Annotated in this window: 22 protein-coding genes; 9 read left to right on the top strand and 13 right to left on the bottom strand. The window is 42.3% G+C overall.

The genetic code is table 11. The annotated features are described in order from the left end of the window. The first annotated feature begins 40 nt into the window (after positions 1-40). A complete protein-coding gene (locus DS891_RS22200; protein ID WP_102056578.1) occupies positions 41-1,231 on the top strand; it encodes a class I SAM-dependent methyltransferase in 1,191 nt (396 codons plus the stop codon). 63 nt (positions 1,232-1,294) lie between these two features. Here the strand turns inward: DS891_RS22200 and DS891_RS22205 are convergent, their stop codons facing one another. The 5 genes from DS891_RS22205 to DS891_RS22225 form a co-directional block, all read right to left on the bottom strand. Further along, positions 1,295-1,585 (bottom strand): PilZ domain-containing protein, encoded by a 291-nt coding sequence (locus tag DS891_RS22205; protein ID WP_010606519.1) that lies wholly within the window; start codon positions 1,583-1,585, stop codon positions 1,295-1,297. Positions 1,586-1,594: 9 nt separating this feature from the next. Continuing rightward, entirely contained in the window at positions 1,595-1,978 is a 384-nt protein-coding gene (locus DS891_RS22210) for a PleD family two-component system response regulator (RefSeq protein WP_010606518.1), read from the bottom strand. A gap of 81 nt (positions 1,979-2,059) precedes the next feature. After that, positions 2,060-5,953 (bottom strand): ATP-dependent RNA helicase HrpA, encoded by a 3,894-nt coding sequence (gene hrpA / locus DS891_RS22215; protein WP_174170946.1) that lies wholly within the window; start codon positions 5,951-5,953, stop codon positions 2,060-2,062. 153 nt (positions 5,954-6,106) lie between these two features. Further along, entirely contained in the window at positions 6,107-6,535 is a 429-nt protein-coding gene (locus tag DS891_RS22220) for a CBS domain-containing protein (protein ID WP_010375537.1), read from the bottom strand. A gap of 85 nt (positions 6,536-6,620) precedes the next feature. Further along, positions 6,621-7,649 carry an isoaspartyl peptidase/L-asparaginase family protein gene (locus DS891_RS22225; protein WP_174170947.1) on the bottom strand — a complete coding sequence of 343 codons (1,029 nt, stop codon included), beginning with the start codon at positions 7,647-7,649 and terminating at the stop codon, positions 6,621-6,623. A gap of 253 nt (positions 7,650-7,902) precedes the next feature. On the opposite strand from DS891_RS22225, the gene DS891_RS22230 reads away from it, so the two are divergent. Continuing rightward, a complete protein-coding gene (locus DS891_RS22230) occupies positions 7,903-8,385 on the top strand; it encodes a hypothetical protein (RefSeq protein ID WP_174170948.1) in 483 nt (160 codons plus the stop codon). 128 nt (positions 8,386-8,513) lie between these two features. On the opposite strand, the gene DS891_RS22235 is transcribed toward DS891_RS22230, so the two are convergent. Both DS891_RS22235 and DS891_RS22240 read right to left on the bottom strand, forming a co-directional pair. After that, positions 8,514-9,224, bottom strand: coding sequence for a SapC family protein (locus DS891_RS22235; RefSeq protein WP_010375531.1), 711 nt, complete (start codon positions 9,222-9,224; stop codon positions 8,514-8,516). 149 nt (positions 9,225-9,373) lie between these two features. Continuing rightward, complete coding sequence (locus tag DS891_RS22240; RefSeq protein WP_010606514.1) at positions 9,374-10,078, bottom strand: SapC family protein; 705 nt, start codon at positions 10,076-10,078, stop codon at positions 9,374-9,376. 64 nt (positions 10,079-10,142) lie between these two features. Between DS891_RS22240 and DS891_RS22245 the strand changes: the two genes are divergently transcribed. Next, positions 10,143-11,135 carry a cupin-like domain-containing protein gene (locus DS891_RS22245; RefSeq protein WP_174170949.1) on the top strand — a complete coding sequence of 331 codons (993 nt, stop codon included), beginning with the start codon at positions 10,143-10,145 and terminating at the stop codon, positions 11,133-11,135. A 16-nt stretch (positions 11,136-11,151) separates the two neighbouring features. On the opposite strand, the gene DS891_RS22250 is transcribed toward DS891_RS22245, so the two are convergent. The 4 genes from DS891_RS22250 to pgi form a co-directional block, all read right to left on the bottom strand. After that, positions 11,152-13,803, bottom strand: coding sequence for a TonB-dependent receptor (locus DS891_RS22250; RefSeq protein ID WP_095729955.1), 2,652 nt, complete (start codon positions 13,801-13,803; stop codon positions 11,152-11,154). A 787-nt stretch (positions 13,804-14,590) separates the two neighbouring features. Then, complete coding sequence (gene pgl / locus DS891_RS22255) at positions 14,591-15,301, bottom strand: 6-phosphogluconolactonase (RefSeq protein WP_010606511.1); 711 nt, start codon at positions 15,299-15,301, stop codon at positions 14,591-14,593. Continuing rightward, entirely contained in the window at positions 15,301-16,770 is a 1,470-nt protein-coding gene (zwf, locus tag DS891_RS22260) for a glucose-6-phosphate dehydrogenase (RefSeq protein ID WP_069019726.1), read from the bottom strand. Before zwf ends, pgl begins: the two co-directional genes overlap by 1 nt. Positions 16,771-17,055: 285 nt before the next feature. Beyond that, positions 17,056-18,702 (bottom strand): glucose-6-phosphate isomerase, encoded by a 1,647-nt coding sequence (gene pgi, locus DS891_RS22265; RefSeq protein ID WP_174170950.1) that lies wholly within the window; start codon positions 18,700-18,702, stop codon positions 17,056-17,058. A 382-nt stretch (positions 18,703-19,084) separates the two neighbouring features. On the opposite strand from pgi, the gene DS891_RS22270 reads away from it, so the two are divergent. Further along, positions 19,085-20,122 (top strand): LacI family DNA-binding transcriptional regulator, encoded by a 1,038-nt coding sequence (locus DS891_RS22270; protein ID WP_174170951.1) that lies wholly within the window; start codon positions 19,085-19,087, stop codon positions 20,120-20,122. A 50-nt stretch (positions 20,123-20,172) separates the two neighbouring features. On the opposite strand, the gene DS891_RS22275 is transcribed toward DS891_RS22270, so the two are convergent. Beyond that, on the bottom strand, positions 20,173-21,240 hold the full coding sequence (locus DS891_RS22275) for an AI-2E family transporter (protein WP_010606507.1): 1,068 nt from the start codon (positions 21,238-21,240) through the stop codon (positions 20,173-20,175). After that, positions 21,233-21,484, bottom strand: a complete 252-nt coding sequence (locus DS891_RS22280) for a hypothetical protein (protein ID WP_010375515.1) — start codon at positions 21,482-21,484, stop codon at positions 21,233-21,235. Before DS891_RS22280 ends, DS891_RS22275 begins: the two co-directional genes overlap by 8 nt. A gap of 65 nt (positions 21,485-21,549) precedes the next feature. Between DS891_RS22280 and DS891_RS22285 the strand changes: the two genes are divergently transcribed. The 5 genes from DS891_RS22285 to DS891_RS22305 all read left to right on the top strand — a co-directional run bounded on the left by DS891_RS22285 (position 21,550) and on the right by DS891_RS22305 (position 25,131). Beyond that, positions 21,550-22,215 carry a hypothetical protein gene (locus DS891_RS22285; RefSeq protein ID WP_010606506.1) on the top strand — a complete coding sequence of 222 codons (666 nt, stop codon included), beginning with the start codon at positions 21,550-21,552 and terminating at the stop codon, positions 22,213-22,215. A 1-nt stretch (position 22,216) separates the two neighbouring features. After that, complete coding sequence (locus DS891_RS22290; RefSeq protein WP_174170952.1) at positions 22,217-23,668, top strand: M48 family metalloprotease; 1,452 nt, start codon at positions 22,217-22,219, stop codon at positions 23,666-23,668. A gap of 130 nt (positions 23,669-23,798) precedes the next feature. Further along, entirely contained in the window at positions 23,799-24,146 is a 348-nt protein-coding gene (gene arsC, locus DS891_RS22295; RefSeq protein WP_010606504.1) for an arsenate reductase (glutaredoxin), read from the top strand. Then, positions 24,146-24,697 (top strand): NAD(P)H:quinone oxidoreductase, encoded by a 552-nt coding sequence (wrbA, locus tag DS891_RS22300; protein WP_010606503.1) that lies wholly within the window; start codon positions 24,146-24,148, stop codon positions 24,695-24,697. The genes arsC and wrbA overlap by 1 nt, the downstream gene beginning before the upstream one ends. Further along, a complete protein-coding gene (locus tag DS891_RS22305) occupies positions 24,694-25,131 on the top strand; it encodes a DUF2069 domain-containing protein (protein WP_010606502.1) in 438 nt (145 codons plus the stop codon). Before wrbA ends, DS891_RS22305 begins: the two co-directional genes overlap by 4 nt. Positions 25,132-25,204 lie beyond the last annotated feature (73 nt).

The raw sequence follows: 25,204 nt of genomic DNA on the forward strand, positions 1-25,204 counted from the left end.
CACTAAAATGGCAGCTATCAGGAAAGATTAGAGAAAATATATGACTTGCGCGCTATATCTGCAACCAGGCAGAGAAAAATCCCTTAACAGAAAACACCCTTGGGTTTTCTCAAAAGCCATTAAAAAAGTAAAAGGTAAGCCAGCCCTTGGCGATACCGTCAAGATTTACAGCAATGAGGGTAAATACCTCGCGACAGCCGCTTACAGCCCAGACTCTCAGATCAGAGCCAGAATTTGGACATTTGATGAATCACAACATATCGACCAAGCGTTCTTTGAGCTAAAACTCGCACGAGCACTAGCGGCCAGAGAATATGTTATCGCTGAAGGTGGTTTAACTGGCTTTAGATTGTGTGCCGCAGAGTCAGATGGTCTGCCAGGAGTAACAATTGACAAGTTTGATAACTACTTGGTTTGTCAGTTGCTAAGCGCTGGTGCCGAGCGCCACAAGGGTGAAATAGTAATGGCATTGCAATCACTATTTCCTGATTGTCATGTTTACGAGCGCTCAGATGTTGATGTACGCAAAAAAGAAGGCCTTGATAAAATTACCGGACCGCTTGCTGGCGACGCGCCAACCGCACCTGTCCTTATTAGCGAAAATGGTTTAAAGATTGAAGTCGATATCATCGGCGGCCATAAAACTGGCTTTTATCTAGATCAACGCAACAGCCGAGCCGCGTTAGAACGCTTTGTAAAAGACAAGGAAGTGCTTAACTGCTTCTGCTACACCGGTACATTTGGCCTTTATGCACTGCGCGGTGGCTGTAGTAAAGTAATCAACGTTGACGTATCGCAGCCAGCACTCGACACAGCTAAACGCAATGTAGAACATAATGAACTAGACTTATCGAAAGCTGAGTTTGTTAAGCAAGACGTGTTCAAACTACTTAGACAATATCGTGATGAGGGCCGTCAATTCGATACTATCGTGATGGATCCACCAAAGTTTGCAGAAAGTAAGGCGCAGCTTAACGGTGCTTGTCGTGGCTATAAAGATATCAATATGATTGCCATGCAGATATTAAAGCCTGGTGGCACGTTACTCACCTTCTCGTGTTCTGGCCTTATGGAACAAAACCTGTTTCAGAAAGTCGTTGCAGACGCTGCGCTCGATGCCGGTAAGGAATTGTTGATCATGGAAAGGCTAAATCAAGCAGCCGACCACCCTATTGCGGGCAATTATCCAGAAGGCTTTTACCTGAAAGGTCTTATTTGTAAGGTCTATTGATTTAACAATTTTTTACGGTGGTATAGAAGAACACTTCAATACCACCTTTATAGCTTAGTTAATCTAATTAAACTTGGTGATTTCAAGCCCTACAACCCACTGCTCATCCTGCTCTTGACTACAGCGGATCACGGTTGCATGAGCACTAAGTGGCTGGATCATATCGCCACTGGAATCAATGAAAATGTCAACGGTTGAATTTGCTTCGATTGGTTCGCTCACTGTCACCGACAATCCTGTAGCGCTTAAATCGTGACAAACTCCTTGATGCACTTTACCCGACTCAAGCTCGGTTAATTTTGCTACTGCATCCACCGACATACGCATAAAACGGCGTTTATCTTCATTGATCATATAATGCTCCTACACCATTGATTTTATTTTTTCTAATAGCGATTGCATTGAGAATGGCTTAACCACATAAGCATCACAGCCTGCATCGAATCCCGCTTTTTGTTCTTTTTCGGACTCTAAACCAGATACCATTAATACCGGAATGTCCTTCGTCTCTGGTGTATTTTTCAACATTCGACAGGTGTCGTAACCGTCAAGACCCGGCATACACACATCAAGCAAAATAGCATCTGGAGGATCAGCAATTGCATTAGACAAGCAACTCGTACCCGAGTTTGCATAGCTCAGCTCAAACGCCCCTGACAGTGCCATTTCAAGCATTTCATAGTTAAAATACTCGTCGTCAACCACTAGCAGATGCGGTGCATTTTTCCTTTTCTCTCGTGTGGACATATTCAATGCCGCTTCCTTCTCACAATCCAAAACTTTACTTCCTCATATAATAAAGTAACTGTCGTACTCTAAAATGCAAGTTTATATTTCGCACTCTTTTATCGAATTCAGAACGCGTTTAGCCGAAATCGGATAAGCCGTTCCTAATGTTTGAGCAAACAAAGACACGCGAAGTTCCTGTTGCATCCAAAAAATATCTATAAGCGACTCTGGTACAGGTAATCCAGAAGGGATTTTTGCCAACTTGTCTTGATAGGCCGCAGCAACTTTTTCCAATTCTAGTACACACAGCCTATCTCTGTTTGGATCTACCGCAAGTTTTTCAAGCCTTTTTTCAATCGCTTTCATGTAGCGCAAAATATCAGAGATTTTGTCAGCACCATGAGCGGTGACAAAACCTTTAAAGATAAGACCGGATAACTGAGATTTTATGTCGCCGTGCGCGGTGATCATCGTGAGATCCACTCTGCCTTTCATACGCTTGTTAATACTGTGGGCAATACTAAGCACCGCCTCAACTTGCTTCGCAATTTCAACTACAGTGTCACCGAGCTCAGCTCGAATGTGCTCTTTGGCTTTTTCAAACGCGATGTCATCTCTGATCTCGCCAAATGAACGCAGCAACTTATCAACCCCAGCTTGCGTACAGTCATCAACTAAATCGTGCACTTTACCAAAGGGGTTAAAGTATAATCCTAACTTAGCCTTATTTGGTAAGTGCTGTTGCAGGTATTTGACGGGCGAAGGAACATTGAGTAGCACAAGACGGCGCAATCCTGCTTGATGCGCCGCTTGGGCTTTTATTTCGTTATCAAACAGTTCTATAGCCGCACTTTGTTTTTTATCGACTAATGCTGGGAAAGCCTTAATCTCATAATTTCCCTGCTTTTTAGTATATTGTTCTGGTAGCTCGCCAAAATCCCACTGCTGAATATCCGTTTGCTCGATCCCTTGCTCTGCCACTTGCGAAAGCGTCTCGGTCACTTGCCCTTGCAACTTTGCTTTAAGTGCCAATAAATCAAAGCCATGGGCTATCACCTTACCTTTGTCATCAACTACCTGAAATTGCATTTTTAAGTGCGGCTCAAGTGAACTAACATCCCAATCTGACTCGGCGACTTTGACACCTGTCATTCTGAGTAAACGGTTGGCCACCGCTTCTATAAATGAGCCTTGCATTACCTCAACGGCGGCAAGCACAGCATCGGCATAATTTGGTGCTGGCACAAAATTACGTCTTAAGGTCTTCGGCAGTGACTTAATAAGCCCACAAACCAGCTCATGTCTGAGCGCAGGAATATGCCAATCAAAACCTTCATCTTGAACTTGGTTTAATAGTGCCAGAGGAATATTGACCACCACGCCGTCTAGTGCTTGGCCTGGATCAAAGTGATAACTGAGAGGCAAGATCAAATTCCCTTGCTGCCACGTATCTGGGTAATGAGTATCCGTGATATGTTCGGCGTCATGCTTCATTAACAGATCGCGCGTCATATGCAAAAAGCGTTTGTCTTTTTGCTTTTGTGAACGCCACCATTTACTAAACGCAGCACGATTATTTACGTCTTGTGGAATTCGATCGTTATAAAACGCAACCACATCTTCTTCGTCGACTAGGATATCGCGACGCCTTGCTTTATCTTCAAGCACCTGCACTTCTTCAACCAATTTTTGGTTTGCGCTTAAAAATCCTTCGCTTTGGCCAAGTTGACCGTTTGCCAGCGCTTCGCGAATAAATATCTCTCGGCTAACCACGGGATCAATATCGCTATACACCGTGCGTTTGCGGCCAACGATAATCAAGCCGTATAAGGTTTGCTGTTCAAATGCGATAACCGCTCCAGCCTTTTTCTCCCAATGCGGTTCGCTATAGCTGCTATTAACTAAATGCTTAGCGAGCGGCGCAATCCAATTTACATCGATTTTGGCATTAACCCGAGCATAAAGTTTACTGGTTTCCACAAGCTCAGCAGACATCAACCACTTAGGGCTTTTCTTAAATAGTGTTGAACCGGGGAAAATATGAAATTGGCTGTTACGTGCGCCTTTAAAGACTTGCTTTTGCTTTTCGTCCTTCACACCAATATGGCTAAGCATACCGCTTAGCAATGATTGATGGACGGCCTCATCACTTGCAGGACTGCTATTTATTTTAAAGCCGAGCTCCTCACACACCGTAGTCAGCTGGTAAACAATATCTTGCCATTCACGTACACGCATGTAGGCCAAAAAGTCTTTTTGGCATTGCTTTCGAAACTGGTTACGCGTCAGTGCTTGCTGCTGCGCTTCGATGTAATTCCATAGATTTAGATATGCAACAAAATCAGAGTGTTCGCACTCAAAGCGATTGTGTTTTTCGTCAGCTGCTGCACGTTTATCTTGAGGACGCTCTCTTGGGTCTTGAATAGACAGTGCCGCGGTGATCACTATCGCTTCCCAAAGCGCGTTGTTTTGTGCCCCTGACATCACCATCTTGGCAAGCCTTGGGTCTATGGGTAAGCGACTTAGTTTACGACCTGATTCTGTGAGCTTGGCTTTTTCTCTGCGCTGTGCAGGAACTATCGCCTCCAGCTCTTCAAGTAACGACATACCATCTTTGATATTACGGCTATCAGGCGCTTGTACAAATGGGAATTGACTTATATCACCAAGTCCAAGTGCGAGCATTTGCAAAATAACCGAAGCTAAATTGGTTCTTAGGATTTCAGGATCGGTAAACTCTGGGCGCCCTAAAAAGTCGTCTTCAGAATATAAACGAATACAAATACCGGATGCCACACGGCCACATCGACCTTTACGCTGGTTTGCACTGGCTTGTGATACCGCTTCAATCGGTAAGCGTTGTACTTTGGTTCGATAACTGTAGCGGCTTATTCTCGCAGTACCCGGGTCGATAACATAGCGAATACCTGGTACGGTCAATGACGTTTCTGCAACGTTTGTAGACAATACGATGCGCCGTTGGCTATGGGGCGCAAAAATGCGATTTTGTTCGGCATTAGACAGGCGCGCATACAAAGGTAAAATCTCAACGCCTTTTAAATTGCGTTTTGCCAGCGCGTCAGCGGTGTCACGAATTTCACGCTCACCGTTCATAAATACCAAAATATCCCCAGGTCCTTCGGCACAAAGCTCATCAACCGCATCAAAAATGCCCTGCAACTGATCATTTTCTGCTTCGCCATTTTCTGAGTCTACATCTTCAACTGGACGATATCTCACTTCTACTGGATAAGTTCGCCCTGACACCTCGATAATAGGTGCGTCACTAAAATGTTTGGAAAAACGCTCAGGATCAATGGTTGCTGAGGTGATAATCACTTTAAGATCTGGACGCTTCGGCAACAACTGCTTTAAATAACCCAGAATAAAATCAATATTCAGGCTACGCTCGTGCGCTTCATCAATGATGATTGTGTCGTACTGGTTGAGGAATCTGTCTTGTTGAATCTCTGAGAGCAAAATACCATCGGTCATCAGTTTTACGTATGTATTGTCAGAGACTTGATCTGAGAAGCGAATTTTAAATCCAACTTCTTGCCCCATCTCGCAGCCAATTTCCTCTGCGATACGAGTAGATACGCTTCTTGCCGCTAGTCTTCTTGGTTGTGTATGACCAATATAGCCATCCACGCCTCGACCAAGCTCTAAGCAAATCTTAGGCAGCTGCGTGGTCTTCCCCGAGCCTGTTTCGCCGGCAACAATAACCACCTGGTTATTCGCAATGGCTGCTTTGATGTCGTCTTTTTTCTGGCTGACGGGTAGTTGCTCAGGATACTCTACTGCTGGAATATTGGCACTTCTTGTTACCTTTAATTCTTGGCTTTTTGCAATCGCAGCCGCTACTTTTGCGACTACCTGCTTTTGCTTTTCTTGATCGGTAATTTTTTTCGCACCATGGAGGCGCTTTTTGAGGATGAAGTGATCCTTTTTAAGACATGAATTTAGCTCTTTGAACAGCGAGTCAACCTGCACTACACGACACCTTGTGATTACATAAAACGCCGTGTAGTTTATCAAATCAGATTAGACGAACCCAACTAAATTTGGTTAGGAATTGAGATTTTTGCTGTTATTCTCAAGGCAGCTCCTCTCGGGTTAACTTAACAGCTCGTAAATTTCATCGCTTTATACGTAGCGGTGGCCAGAGACATAAGCATCATGTAAATGTTTATCCAACGCTAATAACACGTTTGCACGACTGATAACCCCAAGTAAGCGCCCTTCATCGTCAACTACCGGGTACACTTTGGGCTTATTGCAAATCATCAAATCTGCCATTTGCACTATGCTGTCTTCGCGTTTTACACACAGAGGCTCTTTTGTCATCACATCGGACACCACGCTATGAGACTCATTTTGATAGGTCGCCTCTAACATTTTTTTAAGACAATCTTGCTCAGATAAAAACCCAATAACCCGCCTTGCTTCATCTATAACCGGCCCGCCCGACTGGCCGCTTTGTAGCAGCTTCTCTACAGCTGATTCTACGCGCATGTCCTGTTTGAATGTTACGGGGCGATGATTTAAGTAGTCTGCGACTTTTATTGATTGCATTGCTCATCTCCATTAAAAACGCCAGCTATCATGATAATAATAGCTGGCGTTTGAAGAACTTGCTTAGTCTCAACGAAATATTGTTTTACTCGCTATAAATACCAACATAGGTAGGTGTTGTTGACGACTTGCTCGCACGATACATTCCCGCGGTATTAAATGGCATGCTAATATTTCCTTTAGGGTCAACTATGATCACCCCTCCCGTGCCACCAATTGGATAAAGCGTATCAAAAATCACTTCTTTCCCCGCTTTTTCAATCGACTTGTTTTGATAAGCGACGCGAGCACAAATATCAGCTGCGACATTATATCGAATAAAATACTCGCCATGTCCCGTTGCTGAAACAGCACAAGAGCGGTTATCCGCAAATGTGCCCGCACCAATCACCGGTGAGTCACCTATTCTTCCAAAGCGTTTCGCCGTCATCCCACCAGTTGACGTTCCGGCCGCTAAATTCCCCTGCTTATCGAGTGCGACAGCCCCCACAGTTCCCATCTTATATTGGCTCTCTAATTGTTGGTGTGCCGCCTGATAGTCTTTGGTCGCCGCTTCTTTCATCTGCAATCGCTTTTTCGCCTTTAAGAGTGATTGATAGCGAGCATCGGTGTCAAAATAGCTGTTTTCCACTAACGTAAAACCGCGTTTCTTAGCAAAGTCTTCCGCACCTTCACCACTTAGCATGACATGTACTGAGTGCTGCATCACTTCTTTTGCCAGGTTGATTGGGTTTTTAATGTGCTTCACCCCCGCCACAGCGCCCGCTTGGCGATTACGACCATCCATGATTGATGCATCTAGCTCATGCCCTTCATCATAAGTGTACACGGCCCCCTTACCAGCATTAAAAAAAGGCGAGTCTTCAAGAATATTAATGGCAGCCGTTACCGCATCAAGGCTTTCTCCACCTTGTTCTAGTACCTTATAGCCCGCCTCAACGGCTTCTTTTAATTTAGCTTTGTATTGTTTTTCTTTTTCTGGTGTGAAGTTACTGCGCTCAATCGTACCAGCTCCTCCATGAATGGCGATCGCAAATGGGGGCGCTTTCTCGTCAGCGACAGCAGCTGTCGCCGACAAGGCTAATAAGACTGCTAGCAAAGAGATTTTTTTCATTTTTATACCTTGGTTCGTTGTTAAACTTCAGCATGAGGTGAATTTTAGAACGATGCAAGCTTTCGCGTTAAAATTGTCAAGCTTACCTATTTATGGTGTGGTTGAAAGAAACTCATGAGCAGAAAGACACAACAGCAAATTTGAATATTTTTCAATCAATTCATGGTTGTTATTTTGACCACAAAATGGAAACATATTTATTACTTTGAAATAACTCAAAGTAATAAAATAACGAAATTCGACAGGAATCGATATGAAAAACATTCTCAAAATTGCAGCTTTTAGCACACTACTGCTTGGTACTGCTCAAGCCGCTTCTACTCAAGAGCAAATTAAAGTTATTGATTACAACACTTTTTATGACACCCAAGTAAACAATGTTGACTGCGGTGGCTACTGGGATGAGCGACGTGTGTGGGTATGTGACTACCGTACAGAGCTCGTTGATGTGAGTTATAAGACTTGCCACTACAAATTAATGCACGGTGAACCTTACGGTCCCTACACTTTATGGGAAACTAAAACCGTACTCGCGACACAAAGCTGCCCCGGAGGTTGGACTATTCCTCATCCGATCCCAAACTATCAGGTGCCTGGAGGAAGCTACTTTCATCAACATGATACTTTTTCAACCCAACAAGAAGAACGCCGAGTAGCGTATAACTGTCGTTGGGAAACACGCTCGGTCTGGATCCCTCGAGGCGGTTCATACTGTCCTATTCCAAACGCTAAGTAATACCAATTTGTCTTAATATTTGCTCAATTTGAAGGAGCAAATTGGTGTAGCAGTTATAAAATAGCATCCACAAAAAAGCGCTTCTCTCTGGAAGCGCTTCTATCGAATCGTTCTATATCTAAAAGCGATTAGCTCGCTTCGCGCTGTGCCTTCATACGTGCAAGGCGCGCAACTTGGTGTGTAGAAGTTAAGAATGCGAAAATCGGTGCTAAATAGCCACGTTTGCGTAGCTCTAAGAAATCTTCGTCACCTAATTCATTTAACTTACGCTCATCCACAAGGTAGATACCGTTGATGTCTTTCTTCTCACCACGGATTTCTACCGTTAGTGTTTGTTGAACCAAAAGCTCTTTGTCAGCAAGATACTGAGTAAACGCTTCAGTTACACGAGCAAACTCAACATAGCTTACTAACGCTTCTTTACGACGACCTAGGTATTCAGTTTCTTTACCGTCTTCGAAAAGCGCATTGCCTTCTTCTTCACCAACTAGCGGGCTTGCTTCATCAATAACAATACCAAACTGATCTTGCTCTGGGTGCTTAACCAGACCAAACGGGTAACGTGCTGCGGCCATTGGCACAAAGCTGCCAGTCCACTTATCACCATCAACAAATAGGTTTTCACCAGGCTGAAGACCAAACATAGCAACCGCTTGAAATTGACCTGACTCAGTGTTTTTAACAAACGCCATCGGGAATTCTGTCGCTACACGCGCAAACTCATGCGCCACTACCGGCATTAAGTGCTGAGTTTTAAGGAAATCAACGTTCACGCCATTTTTTACTTTGATGTTCGCGTGCTTTTCGTTATGTAAAGGCTGCACTTGTTGTTCCGCCATAATACTGCTCCATTATTTTACGTATTTGTTACTTTATTTATTGCCCCTAAGGCTAGCGGTTTTCGGGGCAAATTGGAAGTTAAATTTATCTTACTCGTTACCCTACATATATTAACCACTAGACGAGAACACAATCTTCTCACTTAATGTCAATGATTAGCCGTGGCTGATAAATCAATAACTCTTTGAAGCTGACCCAGCGATAGTAAATGTGCGTGTACTGCTTCTAGCATGCCTGATTTCTGCAAAGACAATAGAGATTCATCATCGAGAGAATTTAGAAGCTCCCTATCGACTGAATATAGTCCCCCAATCTCTTTCTTCTCACCATCCCCCAAATCAAACTTAAAACTAAACTCCGTCAACAAACCAAGTTCGGACAAACGATTAACAAATTGAAACGACAACTCATCTTGACGATACAACTCCTCTAATTGCGAATGTCTTAACTTAAGAAAGTCCGAAAGTTCACCCGAATCTTGAAACAACGGCTCTCCAATCCCTGAACTATTTAATGCCGAAGCGTGAATTGCCAAATATGTCTTTTCATCTGAGGTTTTTGCTAGGACGAATGGATACTTCACTAAATGTTGAGGGATATATGGCGATTCAAACCTATTACCACGATAAAACGCATTTTTTCCGGTCTCAAGCCCAAGAATTGCTATCATTTGGAATTTAGCATCGCCACCAGACTTAATGAAACAAATAGGAAAATTCAGCGCTGCTTTTGCTACTTCACTTGGTGTTATAACCACCAAGTGCCGCTCTTTCGAATGCAATAAGTCAGTATCTAACTTAGCATAAAATTTTTTATGTTTTCCCGCATCAATGATTTCATATTTTTCTGACATTACACACTCAATTAATATGTTAAAGTAACAATTAAATTAGCATGTAAATATACAATTTAAAACCATGAAAATTCAAAAAATAAAACCATCAGATGTTGAAGACTTAAAGACATTCATTGAGAACAGTAATTCTCCGATAATAATATCAGAACTATTTAAAGACTGGCCATATGTTGAGTTAGCAAAAGATTCTCCATCACATTTACTTAGAAAGTTACTTAGCATTGCTTCTAAGAAATTGGTAGATACTTTATTAATCGAATCTAAACATAAAGGACTAATCAGCTACGCAAGCGAAGATTACGAAAGATTCACATTCAAAAAATTTCAAGTTCCACTCAAAGCAGTGTTAAAAAGATTGATTGTTGAAAAGCGAGATGAGCACAGTGAAGACATTGCAGTTCAAAGCGCATTAATAGAGCAATGCCTACCATCTTTTCTTACACAAAATCCATCTCCAAATTTTCTATCTGAAATTTCTCCCAGAATATGGATTGGAACAGCAACAACAGTTCCTGGGCATTACGACACCTCTCATAATATAGCATTGAATGTTTGTGGTAAAAGAACATTTTATTTACTCCCTCCAAATGCAATCCCTAATATCTATGTCGCCCCGATAGATCGCGCCATAACAGGGCCTGCTATTAGCCTTGTCGACTTCGAAAAGCCTGATTTGAGCAAATATCCTAAGTTTAAGAACGTACATAAAGATGTCCAAATTGCAGAACTGGAAGTGGGTGAGGCCTTATATATCCCACCTATGTGGTGGCATAATGTTAAATCACATGAAAGAGCTAATATTCTAGTAAACTATTGGTGGGAAAATAAAACTGCATCCGAGCTAACATCTACTGAAAGTTTAATCCACGCAATTCTCACCATTAGAGCACTTCCAAAATATCAGAGAGATGCCTGGAAAGAAGTATTCAAACACTATGTTTTCGATAGAAAAGAAGATGTCTTTGACAAAACATACAAAGGCATTCTTTCTAATAGTCAGGAAGAAATAAGAAAAGTTGAAGACATATTATTAAAAAGAAATGCCGCTAAATAGCGGCATTTTAATAATATTAGAAACGGAAGTTTGCACCTAGTACAAATCGACGACCATTCTGGTATATAGATAATACTCTTGCTTCATCAGTATTATATTCTATGACCTCTTCATCAGTCAGGTTAATACCTTCAAATACTAATGAGATATTTTCAGTTACGTTGTATGTCGCACTAAAGTCCAACTGGCCATAGTCATCATTCCAAAGCTCCGTACCTGAAGAGTGTAAACCTTTATACCATTTTGTACGGTAGTTATACATCGCTCGAACCGCAAACAGATCATCTTCATAGTAACCTGAAATATTTAACATATTCTCAGAGGCTCCCATTACTAAGCCAGACCCCGGTTTTAGGACATCTCTTTCACCATCATTATTAGCATCAGTATAAGTATAGTTTGCTGATACACCAAAACCATTGTCAAAACTATGTTGAATAGAGGCTTCTAAACCCGTTGTTGTTCCCCCTGCCCCATTCTCAGGCCGAGTAACAGTTACAGGAACCCAACGTTGAGTTTCTTGATCATAAAACTCTTGGCTCGAAGTACCAGATGTTTGGTAACTCTCAATATCTTTGTAGAATAGCGTTATTGCAAGTAACGATGCATCACCGAAGTAATATTCCCAAGCAGCATCAAACTGGTTAGCTACTTGTGGATCTAGATTTGGATTACCAGCCTGTGCAGTTGGATTATCTTCACCAAGATCGCCAGGTGCGGTAATTGGTGAAATATCAAAGAAATTAGGACGCGCCATCGTTCGTGCCGCAGACAACCTCACAATTTGATCTTCAGCTAAGTCATAAGATAAATTGAAGTTTGGCAAAATCTCGGTGTAGCTACGTGACTCAGTTTTCCACTCTAATGTAGAAGGTGTTAAATCACCATTGAGGCCAGGGTTTTTGACAGTTAATAAGTCCCAAGAATCTGAAGAGAACAAATAACCAGCAGAATCTTGCTCAGTCTTAGCAACCCTTACACCTATGTTGCCTCGGAAACTTTCTCCAGAGAAATCACCCTGAACATAGAAAGCCGTTTTTTGCTCAGCTACTTCAAATATTTCTGGTAAATTCTTGTGAATTGCATAGGAAGCATTTGGACCTAACCCTAATTCCAACATACGATCACTGTTGTGTATCAACTGTTGAGTAATATCACCATTGACAACGTCAGCACCAACAGTATCAGTGCCTCTAGAAAGGTCACAATCCGCAAGCGTACTACATTGATTAGCCAAGATCTGGTTCATGTAATTATCACTCTCACCATCGTTAGCTAAACCCCAATGCCAACTGTAGGCATTTCTGTCTTGCGTGCGTTTGTGATCACGATATTTTGCACCAACTTTAATTGATGTAAACGCACCAAGTTCGACCGGGAAGTCAAAGTCTACCTGAGCATAAGACTCTTCATCTGTTGTTGGTTTATTCCCACCCCAGATCCAGCCACCGTTAAATTTAGAAGGGTCCGTACCATCAATACCAGCGTTTACTGTTGGAGTACCATCAGTTAGATCAAAGTTGTAATCTCCCTGCCCGCCGTATTCCCAAGAAGTTTCATTTAATGTTCCACCCTCGGCTTCAGTCGTACCAAGCTCCACATTCATTGAGAATGAATCCGTTGCAAAGTCAATGTCTAAATGAATTGAATTAGTATCCGTGCTTGAGATACGGTTGATATGATTCCAACGAACATCACCACCGCCAGTGCCTTTTAATGCGTTGCCGTCACTAAACGAAAGCTCGGCCTCTGACCCAGGATTCATCAATAGAAAGTTTGAATTGGTATTATTCACATCCATATTTGAATCAAGTATGTTTAAAGTCGCACTGAAATCGTCGGAAGGTGCAAATTGAATCGAGCTGAAAAATGTTGTTCTTTCACGATCTTGGCGGAAAACAGGAACCCCCATAGTACGAGGTGTATAAGTTCCATCACCTTGAACATCCCAACCAAGTACCTCAAAACCTTCACGACGAACTGTACGATCAGCTTTTGAACCAGAAATTAAAATACCAAATTGCTCACTTTCATTCTTCCATGAATAAAGTGCTTCAATTGATGGATCATGTTCTTCCGCTACTTCTGAGTATTGGCTCTGCAAGCTTAACTGAACAGTACCAGAATCCAAATCAAGAGGCTTGCGTGTATTTAGAATTACTGTACCACCAATTGAGCCTTCATCAATACGCGCTTCAGGAGATTTATATACTTCCAAGCTACTTACCAATGAAGACGGAAGCATTGTAAAGTTGAAACTACGAGAAGGGTTATCCAAGATAAACCAGTCAGCTGTACCAACATTTTGTCCGTTTAATAGAGTGCGGTTTTTAGTTGGATCTGAACCTCGAACAGTAATCTTTTCACCTTCACCAAACTCACGGCTAACCCCTACACCAGTAATACGAGATAGAGATTCCGCAACGTTTTTATCCGGAAACTTACCAATATCTTCTGCTGTTATCGAATCAACAACAGCGTTTGCGAATCTTTTGTTATTAATGTCCGCCTTACTGGAAGCGCGAATACCGCGAACTTCAATGACTTCTACGTTTTCTTGTACTTGATTTTGACTTTCTTCTGCAACTACAACGCCTGAAAAGCCCGCACCTAGTGCGATGCTGACGTTAACTGCAAGTAAGCTTTTTTTGAAATTATTAGCTAACACAGGATTCCCCTTGAATCATTTTGTTGGTTTTTTAAATCACTTCTGCCCAGTGATGATGACAACGCTGTCATCTAATAACAAACCATACACCCTAAATTACATATTCGCTACAATTTTTTTGGCCTGTTATTCAAAAAATATTCATATAGATATATATCTTATTGATAAATATAAATTTAAATATGACCAAGATATGGTTTGTTACAAAAACGATTGGAGAATAACACAAAAAATTTTGCTGCTGTAGGGTTTTAAGATGGAATTGTCTTAATAAAGGGACATTTTAATTATCTGAATACACACAAGGGGATGTGTATTCAATTCCCTCATCAAGCTTGGACAGAAGCTAAAGATGAGAATCAATATCAATGACAACGCTGTCATTATAAGTTTATCTGTAAGTACTGTCTAGTTCTTTTAAGAGAAATTTTTATGACAAAGGCTTATGAAATCTAAGATTAGCGAGTTAGTTATCACTATCTTTTGCACAAATTTGAATACCCAATTACGGGACTTGTTGATTTTCTAATGATCGTATCTTGAATCAGTAAAATTTATTGCTTTTATTCGTAAGAAGTAAGAAGTAAGAAGTAAGAAGTAAGAAGTAAGAAGTAAGAAGTAAGAAGTAAGAAGTAAGAAGTAAGAAGTAAGAAGTAAGAAGTAAGAAGTATTGTCGCTTCGAGCTTAATGTCCAGAGGTATTCAATCAGTTGACTCAAATAATCTAGGTAAGGCCAGCTACCACGCCAACCTTACCTTCTACTATTTCTAGTACCTATGATCTTAGGTTACGGGCACCAGAATACGGTCAAATTAATATCAGGATGATTTAATACAGCACGCAGTGGTACTTCATACTCTGAGCCGGGTTGTTTTGCCGCTTCATACACCGCTTTTTTTTCATCACCAGAGATCAATAAAACAGCCGCCTTAGAATTAGCTATTCCTGCCAAAGACAAACTCATGCGCTCGGTGATCTCACCTGTCACTTCGCTTTGATGAGCATTAATTGCGCACACAGTGTTTGTGGTCGTTAATGCGTGTTCTAGGCCATTTGCACTTGGGAATAAACTGGCGGTATGACCATCCGGCCCCATTCCTAAAATGGTTACATCAAACGGCTTTTTCAACGCTGCATAAGCAGACTCACATAGATCAGCGCCTTCTAGTGCTGACACTGCTGCATTCTTCATTGTCACAAATCGAGCATTTGCCGCTTTGTCTTTCAGTAATGTCGACTTAATAAATGCTTCGTTAGACTTTTCGTGATCCGGTTCGACCCAACGTTCATCAACCATAGCAACCGTAATTTTGTCCCAGCCTAGCTCAACACCAGAAAGGTAACGATACGCTGGAGCCGGTGATGAACCACCAGACACTAGCAACACCGCTTCACCGTCTTGCTCAATACCTTGACTGAGCCCAGTTTGAAGTAGCTCTGCAAGCGCTGCTGTCATTTCGTCTTTCGAGTTGAAGTTTCTTTCTGTTAACTGTGCCATTACGCTTGCTCTCCCGCATTGAACCAAACATGTTTGTTTTCTTCTAGCAGTTCATCGGCGTCTTCAGGACCCCAAGAGCCAGCACGATAAAGTGACGGAGCCCCTTTACTCTGCCAACGCTCAATGATTGGATCAACCCACTGCCATGCTTGGCGCACTTCGTCACGGTGAATAAATAAAGCAGGGTTATTTGCAGCGGCGTCTAGCATTAAGCGCTTATATGCGTCTGAATGATAGCCATTGTTATACTTTTCACTCAATGAGATATTTAGCGTCACTGGCTCTAGTTGCATTTCAAGGTTATCTAGACGCTTAGACATTAGCGTTAACTGAATACTTTCTTCAGGTTGTAACCTTATTACCAGACGGTTTGGCTGAATTGGACCCGCCGCATCGCCATAAACATTGTGAGAAACAGGCTTGTACTCAACTACAATTTCAGCACAACGCTTTTTCATACGCTTCCCTGTTCTTAAATAGAAAGGCACGCCAGACCAACGCCAGTTATCAATGTGAGCACGAATAGCAACAAATGTTTCTGTTTTACTCGACCCTTCGCCCAACTCTTCAAGGTAGCCAGGTACCAGCTTACCTTCAAGGTCGCCTGGCACATATTGACCACGCACAACATTATTATCTACACCCGTGTCAATTAGCGGTCTAAGCGCTTCTAATACTTTAAGCTTTTCAGTGCGAATGCTGTTGGCATTAAGTTTATGTGGTGACTCCATGGCAACCAAGCAAAGTAGTTGCAATAAGTGATTTTGCACCATATCACGAAGTGCACCCGCTTTGTCGTAGAAGCCAGCTCTGCTTTCAAGACCGACTGTTTCAGAGATACTGATCTGAATATTATCTATGGCTTTAGCATCCCATAAATTCTCGAACAGTGCGTTTGAGAATCTAAGTGCCATCAGGTTTTGAACCGTTTCTTTACCTAGATAATGATCGATACGGAATACTTGCTCTTCCGAGAAGAACTCACCGATTTTGGCATTAATTTCTTCTGCAGATTTACCGCAATAACCAATAGGCTTTTCAACAACTACACGTGATTGCTCAGTGATTAGCCCTTTGATTGACAATAGCTCACAACAACGGCCATAAACCGCTGGAGGAAGTGACAAGTAGAATACACGAGACTTATCTTCCCCATCAGCCAAAATATTCTTTAGCGTATCCCAGTGTTCATCTTCTTCAGTAACGTTGACTACCACAGGCACTAAAAACTGTTCAAATGCGGACCAATCTTTCTTGTTGTATTCGCCTTTGCCAAGGTGAGTTTGTAATGCGATATGTGCCGTTTCGATAAATTCTTGTTGTTTGTTTTGTTCACGAACGGTCGGTAAGATGCGAGTGCCTTCAGGTAAGTTACCTTCTTGATATGCACGATACAAGGCTGGTAGGAGTTTGCGAAGTGCTAAATCGCCTCCCCCACCAAAAATTACGATGTCAAAAGGATTAAGCATAATTCACTCTCATTAGGTTAGGCGTGCACTACAAGCACGCAGTGTTTATTCGATTTGGAGCCACTCCAAAGCCTACCAAACTCATTGTGTAACGGGTGATGATTTCGATTGCAATGCACTAGTAATATCAATTCGACTTAATACCTGCTCAATTTGAGGGATTAAGTAAGTTGGTATAAATGAGTCTTAGAAACCTGTATTTCCTCTCACAAAAATACAGGTTCTAAGTACTCCAGCGCTACCCGTTCAAAGGTATTCTGTTTACTTCCAGTTCCACTCGAAGTATTAATTTGTTCTCTTTTGCTTGTAATAAGCGATTAGACCCGCCGTTGAGCTATCATGCGGGTTAGTAACGCCTTCTTGCGTTAGCTCGGCTTCAATATTTGAAGCAAGCCCTTTACCAAGCTCAACACCCCACTGGTCAAATGAACACACATCCAAAATAATGCCTTGGCAGAAAATTTTGTGTTCATACAAGGCAATTAGTCGGCCCACAGCTTTTGCATCTACCTTATCTAAGATAAATGAAGAAGTTGGACGGTTACCTTGGTGTATTTTATGCGGGATCAACTTGTCGATTTCCGCATCCGACTTACCTTTAGCCGTTAAATCTTCACGTACCTGCTGTGCATCTACACCCGCCATCATCGCTTCCGTTTGCGCGAAGAAGTTAGACAGTAAAATATCGTGATGCTGGCCTACTTTGTTTTGCGGTTCAATCGAAGCGATGAAATCGGCCGGTACAATCACATTACCTTGGTGTAAACACTGATAAAAAGCGTGCTGGCCATTTATTCCTGTCATGCCCCAAATAATTGGCACAGTCGTATAGTTTACCTGCTCTCCTGCAAAAGTAACATGCTTACCATTACTTTCCATTTCACCTTGTTGTAAATACGCAGGCAGCATATGAAGCGCCTGATCATAAGGCAAAATCGCTTGTGCTTGATACCCTAAGAAGCTGGTATTCCATACACTAAGTAACGCCATCAACAGTGGAATATTGTCTTCGTTGTTTGCCGTTTTAAAGTGCTCATCAATTTCAAACGCACCTTCAAGTACTTCGACAAACTTATCGAAGCCTAAATAAAGTGCGATTGGTAATCCTATCGCGCTCCAAAGCGAGAAACGACCGCCAACCCAGTCCCACATCGTAAACACGTTGTCATCGCTAATACCAAACGCTCTGGTCTTCTCAAGGTTGGTGCTCACCGCAACAAAATGCTTGGCGATTGCCGCTCTATCATTTGCAGCATTCAAAAACCACTCAACGGCAGTCTTTGCATTGGTCATAGTTTCAGAGGTTGTGAAGGTTTTTGATGACACAACAAACAGGGTTGTTTCTGCGTCCAAACCTTTTAGTACTGAAGCAATCTGTACACCGTCAACATTTGAAACATAATGCACGTTTAGCGTGTCATCTGCATACGCAGCAAGCGCATCAGTTACCATTTGCGGGCCTAAGTTAGATCCGCCAACGCCAATCGCAACCACATCTTTTACAGCTTTGCCTGTATACCCTTGCCACTCACCTGAACGAACTCGGTTACTAAATGCTTGTAGTTTTTCTAATTCTGCATTGACTTGTTCAGTAACGTTTACACCATCCACATAAATAGGTGTATTAGCTCGGTTACGCAGTGCTGTATGTAAAACCGCTCGGTCTTCGGTGATATTTATTTTTTCACCAGAAAACATCTTTTCTCGCCAAAGCGCGATATCGCTCTCTTTTGCGAGCTGCATCATTTCAGAGAATGTTTGGTCGTCAATGCGTTGCTTGGAAAAGTCGAACAACACACCTGGGATTTGACGAGAGAACTTTTCAAATCTTTGTGCATCGTTTTCAAACATCGTTTTTAAATGCTGTTGCTCTACTCGCTGCGCAGAACCACTGAGCTTTTGCCAACTATCCAAATCTACACGACCACCCATTACATATTCCCCTAAGACGTAAGTGATTGTTAGTTACCTTACTTTTCAGTTAGTAACAACAAAGAAACATTATTAAACAAGCACATTATGTCAAAATGACAACGCTGTCAAATTGCTTCTTTTCAATTTTACATTGCGAATAATAACCTAAAACAAAATTTTTGACACCGGTATCATTCATTTATTTCTGCGAATTGTAGTGCTAAATTCTGTACTTATTAGATAGACTAAGAAAAACAGATGATCCTTTTATTAAGCCGATGGTCGCCTTAGCGGCTAAATATCACAGAAATTGGGCGCTAGCTTCTGCATACATAAAGCGCTACTATTCCTCTGTGCTTAATAATGATCGATACAGACCTGTAAATAGAAGAACAACTACATGAAAGTCACTATTAATGATGTTGCCAAGCTAGCTGGCGTATCTATGAAAACCGTATCGCGGGTAATCAATAAAGAACCTTCGGTTAGAAAAAAAACCTACGATCAAGTAATGCAGGCTGTCAAAGAGCTTAATTATCAGCCTAATATTGCTGCAAGAAACTTAGCTGGTACTTCTTCATTTGCAATTGGCTTGGTCTACGACAATCCCAATGCGTATTATGTCATTGATATGCAAAACGGGGTGTTATCTCGCTGTAGAGATGAAGGGTATGAGCTCGTCATCCACCCCTGTGAATCCAATTCGGAAAATATGGCCGAAGAATTCGTCACTATGATCAAACGCTCACGTCTTGCAGGTTTAGTCTTGACTCCTCCTCTATCCGAGCAACAAGCCATTATTGATATGCTAGATGAGCTGGGCATTCATTACGTGCGTCTACTTTCAGGCCGAGCGCAAGAAGCGGAAAGTAGCGCAAATAACTGTATCTTTGTTGACGACTACGCTGCTGCCTATGAAATTACCGAGCATCTGATCCAACTTGGGCATAAAAAAATTGCTTTTGTACTTGGTGATGAAGAGCATAAATCAACTGCAGAGCGACTAGCTGGATATCGAGATGCCCTAAAAGCACACGATATAAAACAAGATGATACACTGCTCTATCACGGCACGTACTCATTTGAATCTGGAGTAAAAGGCGCTAAAGCACTGCTGGCCGATGGCAATCCAAACCAAATCACTGCGATTTTAGGTGGTAACGATGAGGTTGCAGCTGGGGCTTTATTTGCTGCGCGGCTGATGAATATAGAGATCCCAGGTCAATTGTCTATCAGTGGCTTCGAAGACTCTCCATTCTCCCGCCAAACTTGGCCAAAGCTTACGACTGCACATCAGGCTAACAACATTATTTCTGAACATGCTGCGCGTCTATTGTTTTCTAAAACACGTGGACATCGAAAAAATGATAAAGAAGTCTCACATGTGTTCACACCGAGCATGGTCGTTCGTGAAAGCACGGGTAGAGTCACACAATAACTACTTATTTATAGTCGGCTCATGAGCCGACTAACATCAAAAAAACGTCACTATTTCACCAATAGTTCTTCACTCTTACTCGACCATGCATTGATCAGCGCCTTGACCAGAGATGCAAGTGGAATAGCAAAGAATACCCCCCAAAAACCCCATAAACCACCAAAAAATAATACTGCAACAATAATATAAACAGGGTTAAGATCCACAGCTTCTGAAAACAATAACGGCACTAAAACATTACCATCTAATGCTTGAATAATGCCGTACGCGATGAGAATGGTCCAAAATTCTGGCGCTAGACCAAATTGAAACAAAGCTACTGCGGCAACGGGTAAGGTAACGAGTGCAGCACCAATAAATGGGATAAGTACAGAAAGTCCAACCAATGTCCCCAGTAATGCGGCATAGCGTAAATCCAAAATAGAAAAGGTCACAAAGCTCACTACACCAACGATGACAATCTCAAAAACTTTACCACGAATATAATTCATGATTTGTTGGTCCATCTCATGCCACACTTGTGAAATAAGCTTTCTGTCCTTAGGTATAATTTTTGACACTCCAGATGTAAGTTCTGACTTGTCTTTCAACATGAAAAAAGCAAGCAGTGGCACTAAAACCAAATAAATCATCCATGCGACAACGTCTTTTAATGAGGTTAATGAGGCTGAGACAATAACTTCGCCAAGCTCTAGCAATTTACTTTCCACAGAGCTCACAATTGCCTGTACCTGAGTTGTAGAGATCAGCGTCGGGTAGTATTCAGGTAAATGTAAAAGGAAGTCCTTACCCTCTTCTACCATGGTTGGACTTTCTTGGAGCAAGTTACTTAACTGTTGCCACAGAACAGGAACGATACCAAATACCAGCCCCAAAGCGACGCCCACAAATACCGCCATTACGACTACTGCTGATAACATCCTACTGCCAGTCACTCGGGTGAGCTTATTCACTGGCCATTCAAGTAAATAGGCGATCACAATTGCGACCAGTACCGGCATGACATAACTGCCAAAAAAGTACAGCAAAGCAACTGTGGCAACTAGCATCAACAATAGCGTGACGGAATGTGGATCTGAAAACTTTTTGATGTACCACGCTTTTACTAACTCAAACATCCATGATCTCCAAACACACTTCACCGCTTTCAATTTCAATAATTTGGTAACTCACCGAGTTACCATCCAAATACTTTTTGATATCTAACAAGCTCTGATCCTGACTCATCAGCAATTTTAGTTTGCCTAGAGTATAGTCATGGCGCTTTAACCGCCACTTAAACTGAACAAATAATGCAGGACAGGTAAATTCTCGTAGATCATGTACAAATTTTGTCGTCTTGTCTCCACACAAATCACTCAATGCGGTAGCCCTCAAGGCGTTGATGGTTTATTCTTAATAGCATACTCTACTTCTTGGGAATCTTAATGCCAGGCGTTAATAATAAGGCCCGATTGCCAGCCAATCCAACACTAAAAGAAATAAATTGGTACAAAAAGCAAATTAATTGGGGTGAACTTCCGCCTTTTTATCACCTTGTCGCCTCAGCGGTAAGTGAATGTGAAGGTCTGCTCCATCACGGCTTTGACAATGCGGTAAAGCGTTTGCTAGATAAGCGAAATTGGAATATAGAACTATTAGGTGGTTATGAAGATGACAGTGGCATAATTCACTGTGACAATAAACCTCAAATCGCGTTACATCAAGCATTTACTGACAGAGGTTTTGAGCTTTGGGCTTACCCAATAGCCAAAGGCACCAAGATTGATGCCTATGTTAAAGACAATCGTTTTTTGGAGTTTCGAGTATGGGATCCGCATACGATGAAAAACTTACTGCGCATCAACCAGCTCCATAAATTCATTGCGTTTTACTTTGAACGCGGTGATATAGCTGACAAAGCTCTGATACTTCATGCGCACAAAGTGCTGCATATGACAGTGACGTTTTTGCAAAAAGAATTGAACATCACTAGTGTTGCAGGGGTCTCAATAAAAGATTTTTACCAACTTTGTGAAAAAGATGCTCGAGCATGCAATGATGAAGTCGACTTAGCTAGGATCATGCTCGGAGAAGACCTTAAAAGGGATTAAAATGCGGTTAAAACCCCTATTAAATTCAATCGTTTTAACATTTGCGCTCGCTGCATCAAGCAGCGCTATTGCACAAACAGAACTGAAACTACCAGATTTAGGCACTTCAGCTCTCCAAGTACTACCTATTGAAAAAGAACAAGCGATCGGCGAAGTCATGATGATGCAGCTGCGCTCGCGCTCCCCAGTGGTTGGCGATCCGGTACTTGAAGAGTACTTAACCAGCCTAGGCAATCGCCTCGTCGCCAATGCTAATGATGTACGCTTTCCATTTACCTTTTTTTGGATTAATAACAAAGATATTAATGCCTTCGCTTTTTATGGAGGCCACGTTGGTGTACATACGGGACTCATTGCGCAATCCGATAATGAGAGTCAATTAGCATCCGTTATTGGCCACGAAATTGCGCACGTTACCCAACGTCATTTAGCACGCCGCGTACAAAACGCAAAAGACAACAGCGCCTTGACCATAGCGGGGCTTATTACTGGTATTTTGGCAACCGTAGTTGCCCCAGATGCGGGTATCGCCATTTTATCCGCAAGCCAAACGCAATCATCGTTGAACCAACTAACGCATAGCCGAAAAGCCGAGCAAGAAGCCGACCGATTTGGTATGAATACACTACATAAAGCCGGCTTTGACCCCTATGCGGCCAGTGAGTTTTTAACTAAGCTCTCGGATCAAATTCGTTTTAAAAATAAGCCCCCTGCATTTTTGCTTACGCACCCGTTACCCGACAGTCGAGTATCGGACGTTAGGCTTAGGGCACAACAATTCGAGAAAATGCATTATCCCTCAAGCCTTTCCTACGCGTTAGCTAAAAGCCGTGTGCTTGCACGATACTATTATTCAGAAGATGCTGGTGAAGCCTTTTTCAGAAACGCTCTAAAGCACTCAGCAGAGCTCGACAAGCGCGCCCTACAATACGGGTTAGCAATTACGTTACTCGATCAAAAAAACTACGAGGAAGCTGGCAAACTATTGGATGAGTTGTTAGAAAAAGATCCGAATAACCTGTTTTATCTTGATGTGTATACCGATTATTTAATTGCGACAGAGCATTCTGGCAAAGCGGTTGAGATGCTTCAAGCTCAACACCAACTTAGACCCAATAACCAAGTTATCACACTAAACTATGCCAATGCCGCAATAAAAGCAAAACAGTATGAAGTTGCCGAGCAATTGCTTAAGATCTTTTTGCTTGAGAAACCGGATCATATTCTCGCCCGTGATTTACTCACACAAGCCTATGAAGCCCAAGAAAACAAGGCGGCTTACCATGAGTCAAAAGCGAGTGTCTATGCCCAGTATGGTGCATTTAATAAAGCAGCAGACGAAGTCCAGCGTGCACTCAATCATGTCGAAGATAACGAAGATATCAAGCGTACCAGATTAAAAGCGCTACTTAGCCAATACCGTAATATGCAAAAAGAAATCGCTAAGCTGTGATGCTTGGCGATTGCTTACAGCGATATACAGCGATAGTAGAAACGTATTTAAGCCAATTTTCTTGCACATCGCTTTTCGTCATCTCTACATTAAGCTATGATCCGTTTACATTACGAATTAGAGCGAAATCATGTCAGTAGAAATCTATCACAACCCGCGTTGTTCAAAATCACGTGAAACCCTAGCTTTACTAGAGTCCAATGGCGTTAATCCTACCGTTATTGAATACCTAAAGACGCCAATCGATAGTGACACTTTGGCTAATTTACTTTCTAAACTTGGATTTAGTTCTGCTCATCAGCTTGTACGTAGCAAAGAAACGCTCTACAAAGAGCTTGGACTATCGAAAGAGTCGGATGAAGCGACACTGCGCACTGCCATGCTTGAAAACCCTAAACTGATTGAGCGTCCTATCGTTGTTAAAGGTGATAAGGCGGCGATTGGCAGGCCTCCAGAGTCGGTGCTTAATATCCTGTAATGAGTAAAATTCTTATTTTATACCACTCCAGTCATGGCTCTGTGGCGAATATGGCGCACGAATTTGCAGACACCATAGTGTCACAAGGTGGTGAAGCCATAGTGCGCGTATTTGAGAAGCGCCAAGACCATGATGTGATCGTAACAAAGCAAGACTTAGTAGCATGCGACGGGTTAGCGTTCGGTACTCCAACACGCTTTGGCATGATGGCAGCCCAAGCGAAAGCGTTTTGGGAAACCACCAGCGATTTGTGGCTTAAAGGCACGCTCATCGATAAACCAGCCTGCGTATTTTCGTCTTCAAGCAGTATGCACGGTGGCAACGAGGCTACCCTACTCAACCTCTCCTTACCGTTATTACACCACGGCATGATGTTGTTAGGTATCCCCTATGATGTTCCAGAGCTTTTGGCGACCGAAATGGGCGGAACGCCTTACGGTGCAACACATGTTGCGGGCAGCCAAAACAATGCTTCACTCACTCAAACAGAAATCAAAATTTGTCGTGCAGCAGCGAGTCGACTGCTACGCGTCGCGGAAAAGTTAACATGAATGAAATTGCAAAAAAGCCCATCACTAGACGCTTTCAACGCTTTGCGCTAGTCGGGTATTTTGGTCTTTTGATCCTGATGCCACTGTGGCTCTTCGTGCTTGCACCAAGAGAAGGTTACAGCTTGGGCTTTGTCTTTGTGGTGTACGTTTTACCTTTATTACTCCCGCTTAAAGGTATTTTACAAGATAAGCCATACACTTATGCGTGGGCAAACTTTGTCGTAATGTTTTATTTTATCCACGGCTTTACCCTTTTATGGACATCTCCAGACGAGCTATTGTTAGTCCTGCTTGAGATTGGCTTTGCAACGTCCATGTTTATTGGTTGCACTTACTATGCAAGACACAGAGGCCAAGAGTTAGGGTTGAAGATCCGCAAGTTAAAAGAAGACCTTGCTGACGAAAAGGCAGCGCACGAGCATAAAGAGTCATAATCTCGCTCGCATAACTCCATTAAAAAAGCGCAGTCTTCAATGAAGTAACTGCGCTTTTTAGCATCAATCCGTC

The organism is Pseudoalteromonas sp. JC28, assembly GCF_013319255.1.
Classification (GTDB): domain Bacteria; phylum Pseudomonadota; class Gammaproteobacteria; order Enterobacterales; family Alteromonadaceae; genus Pseudoalteromonas.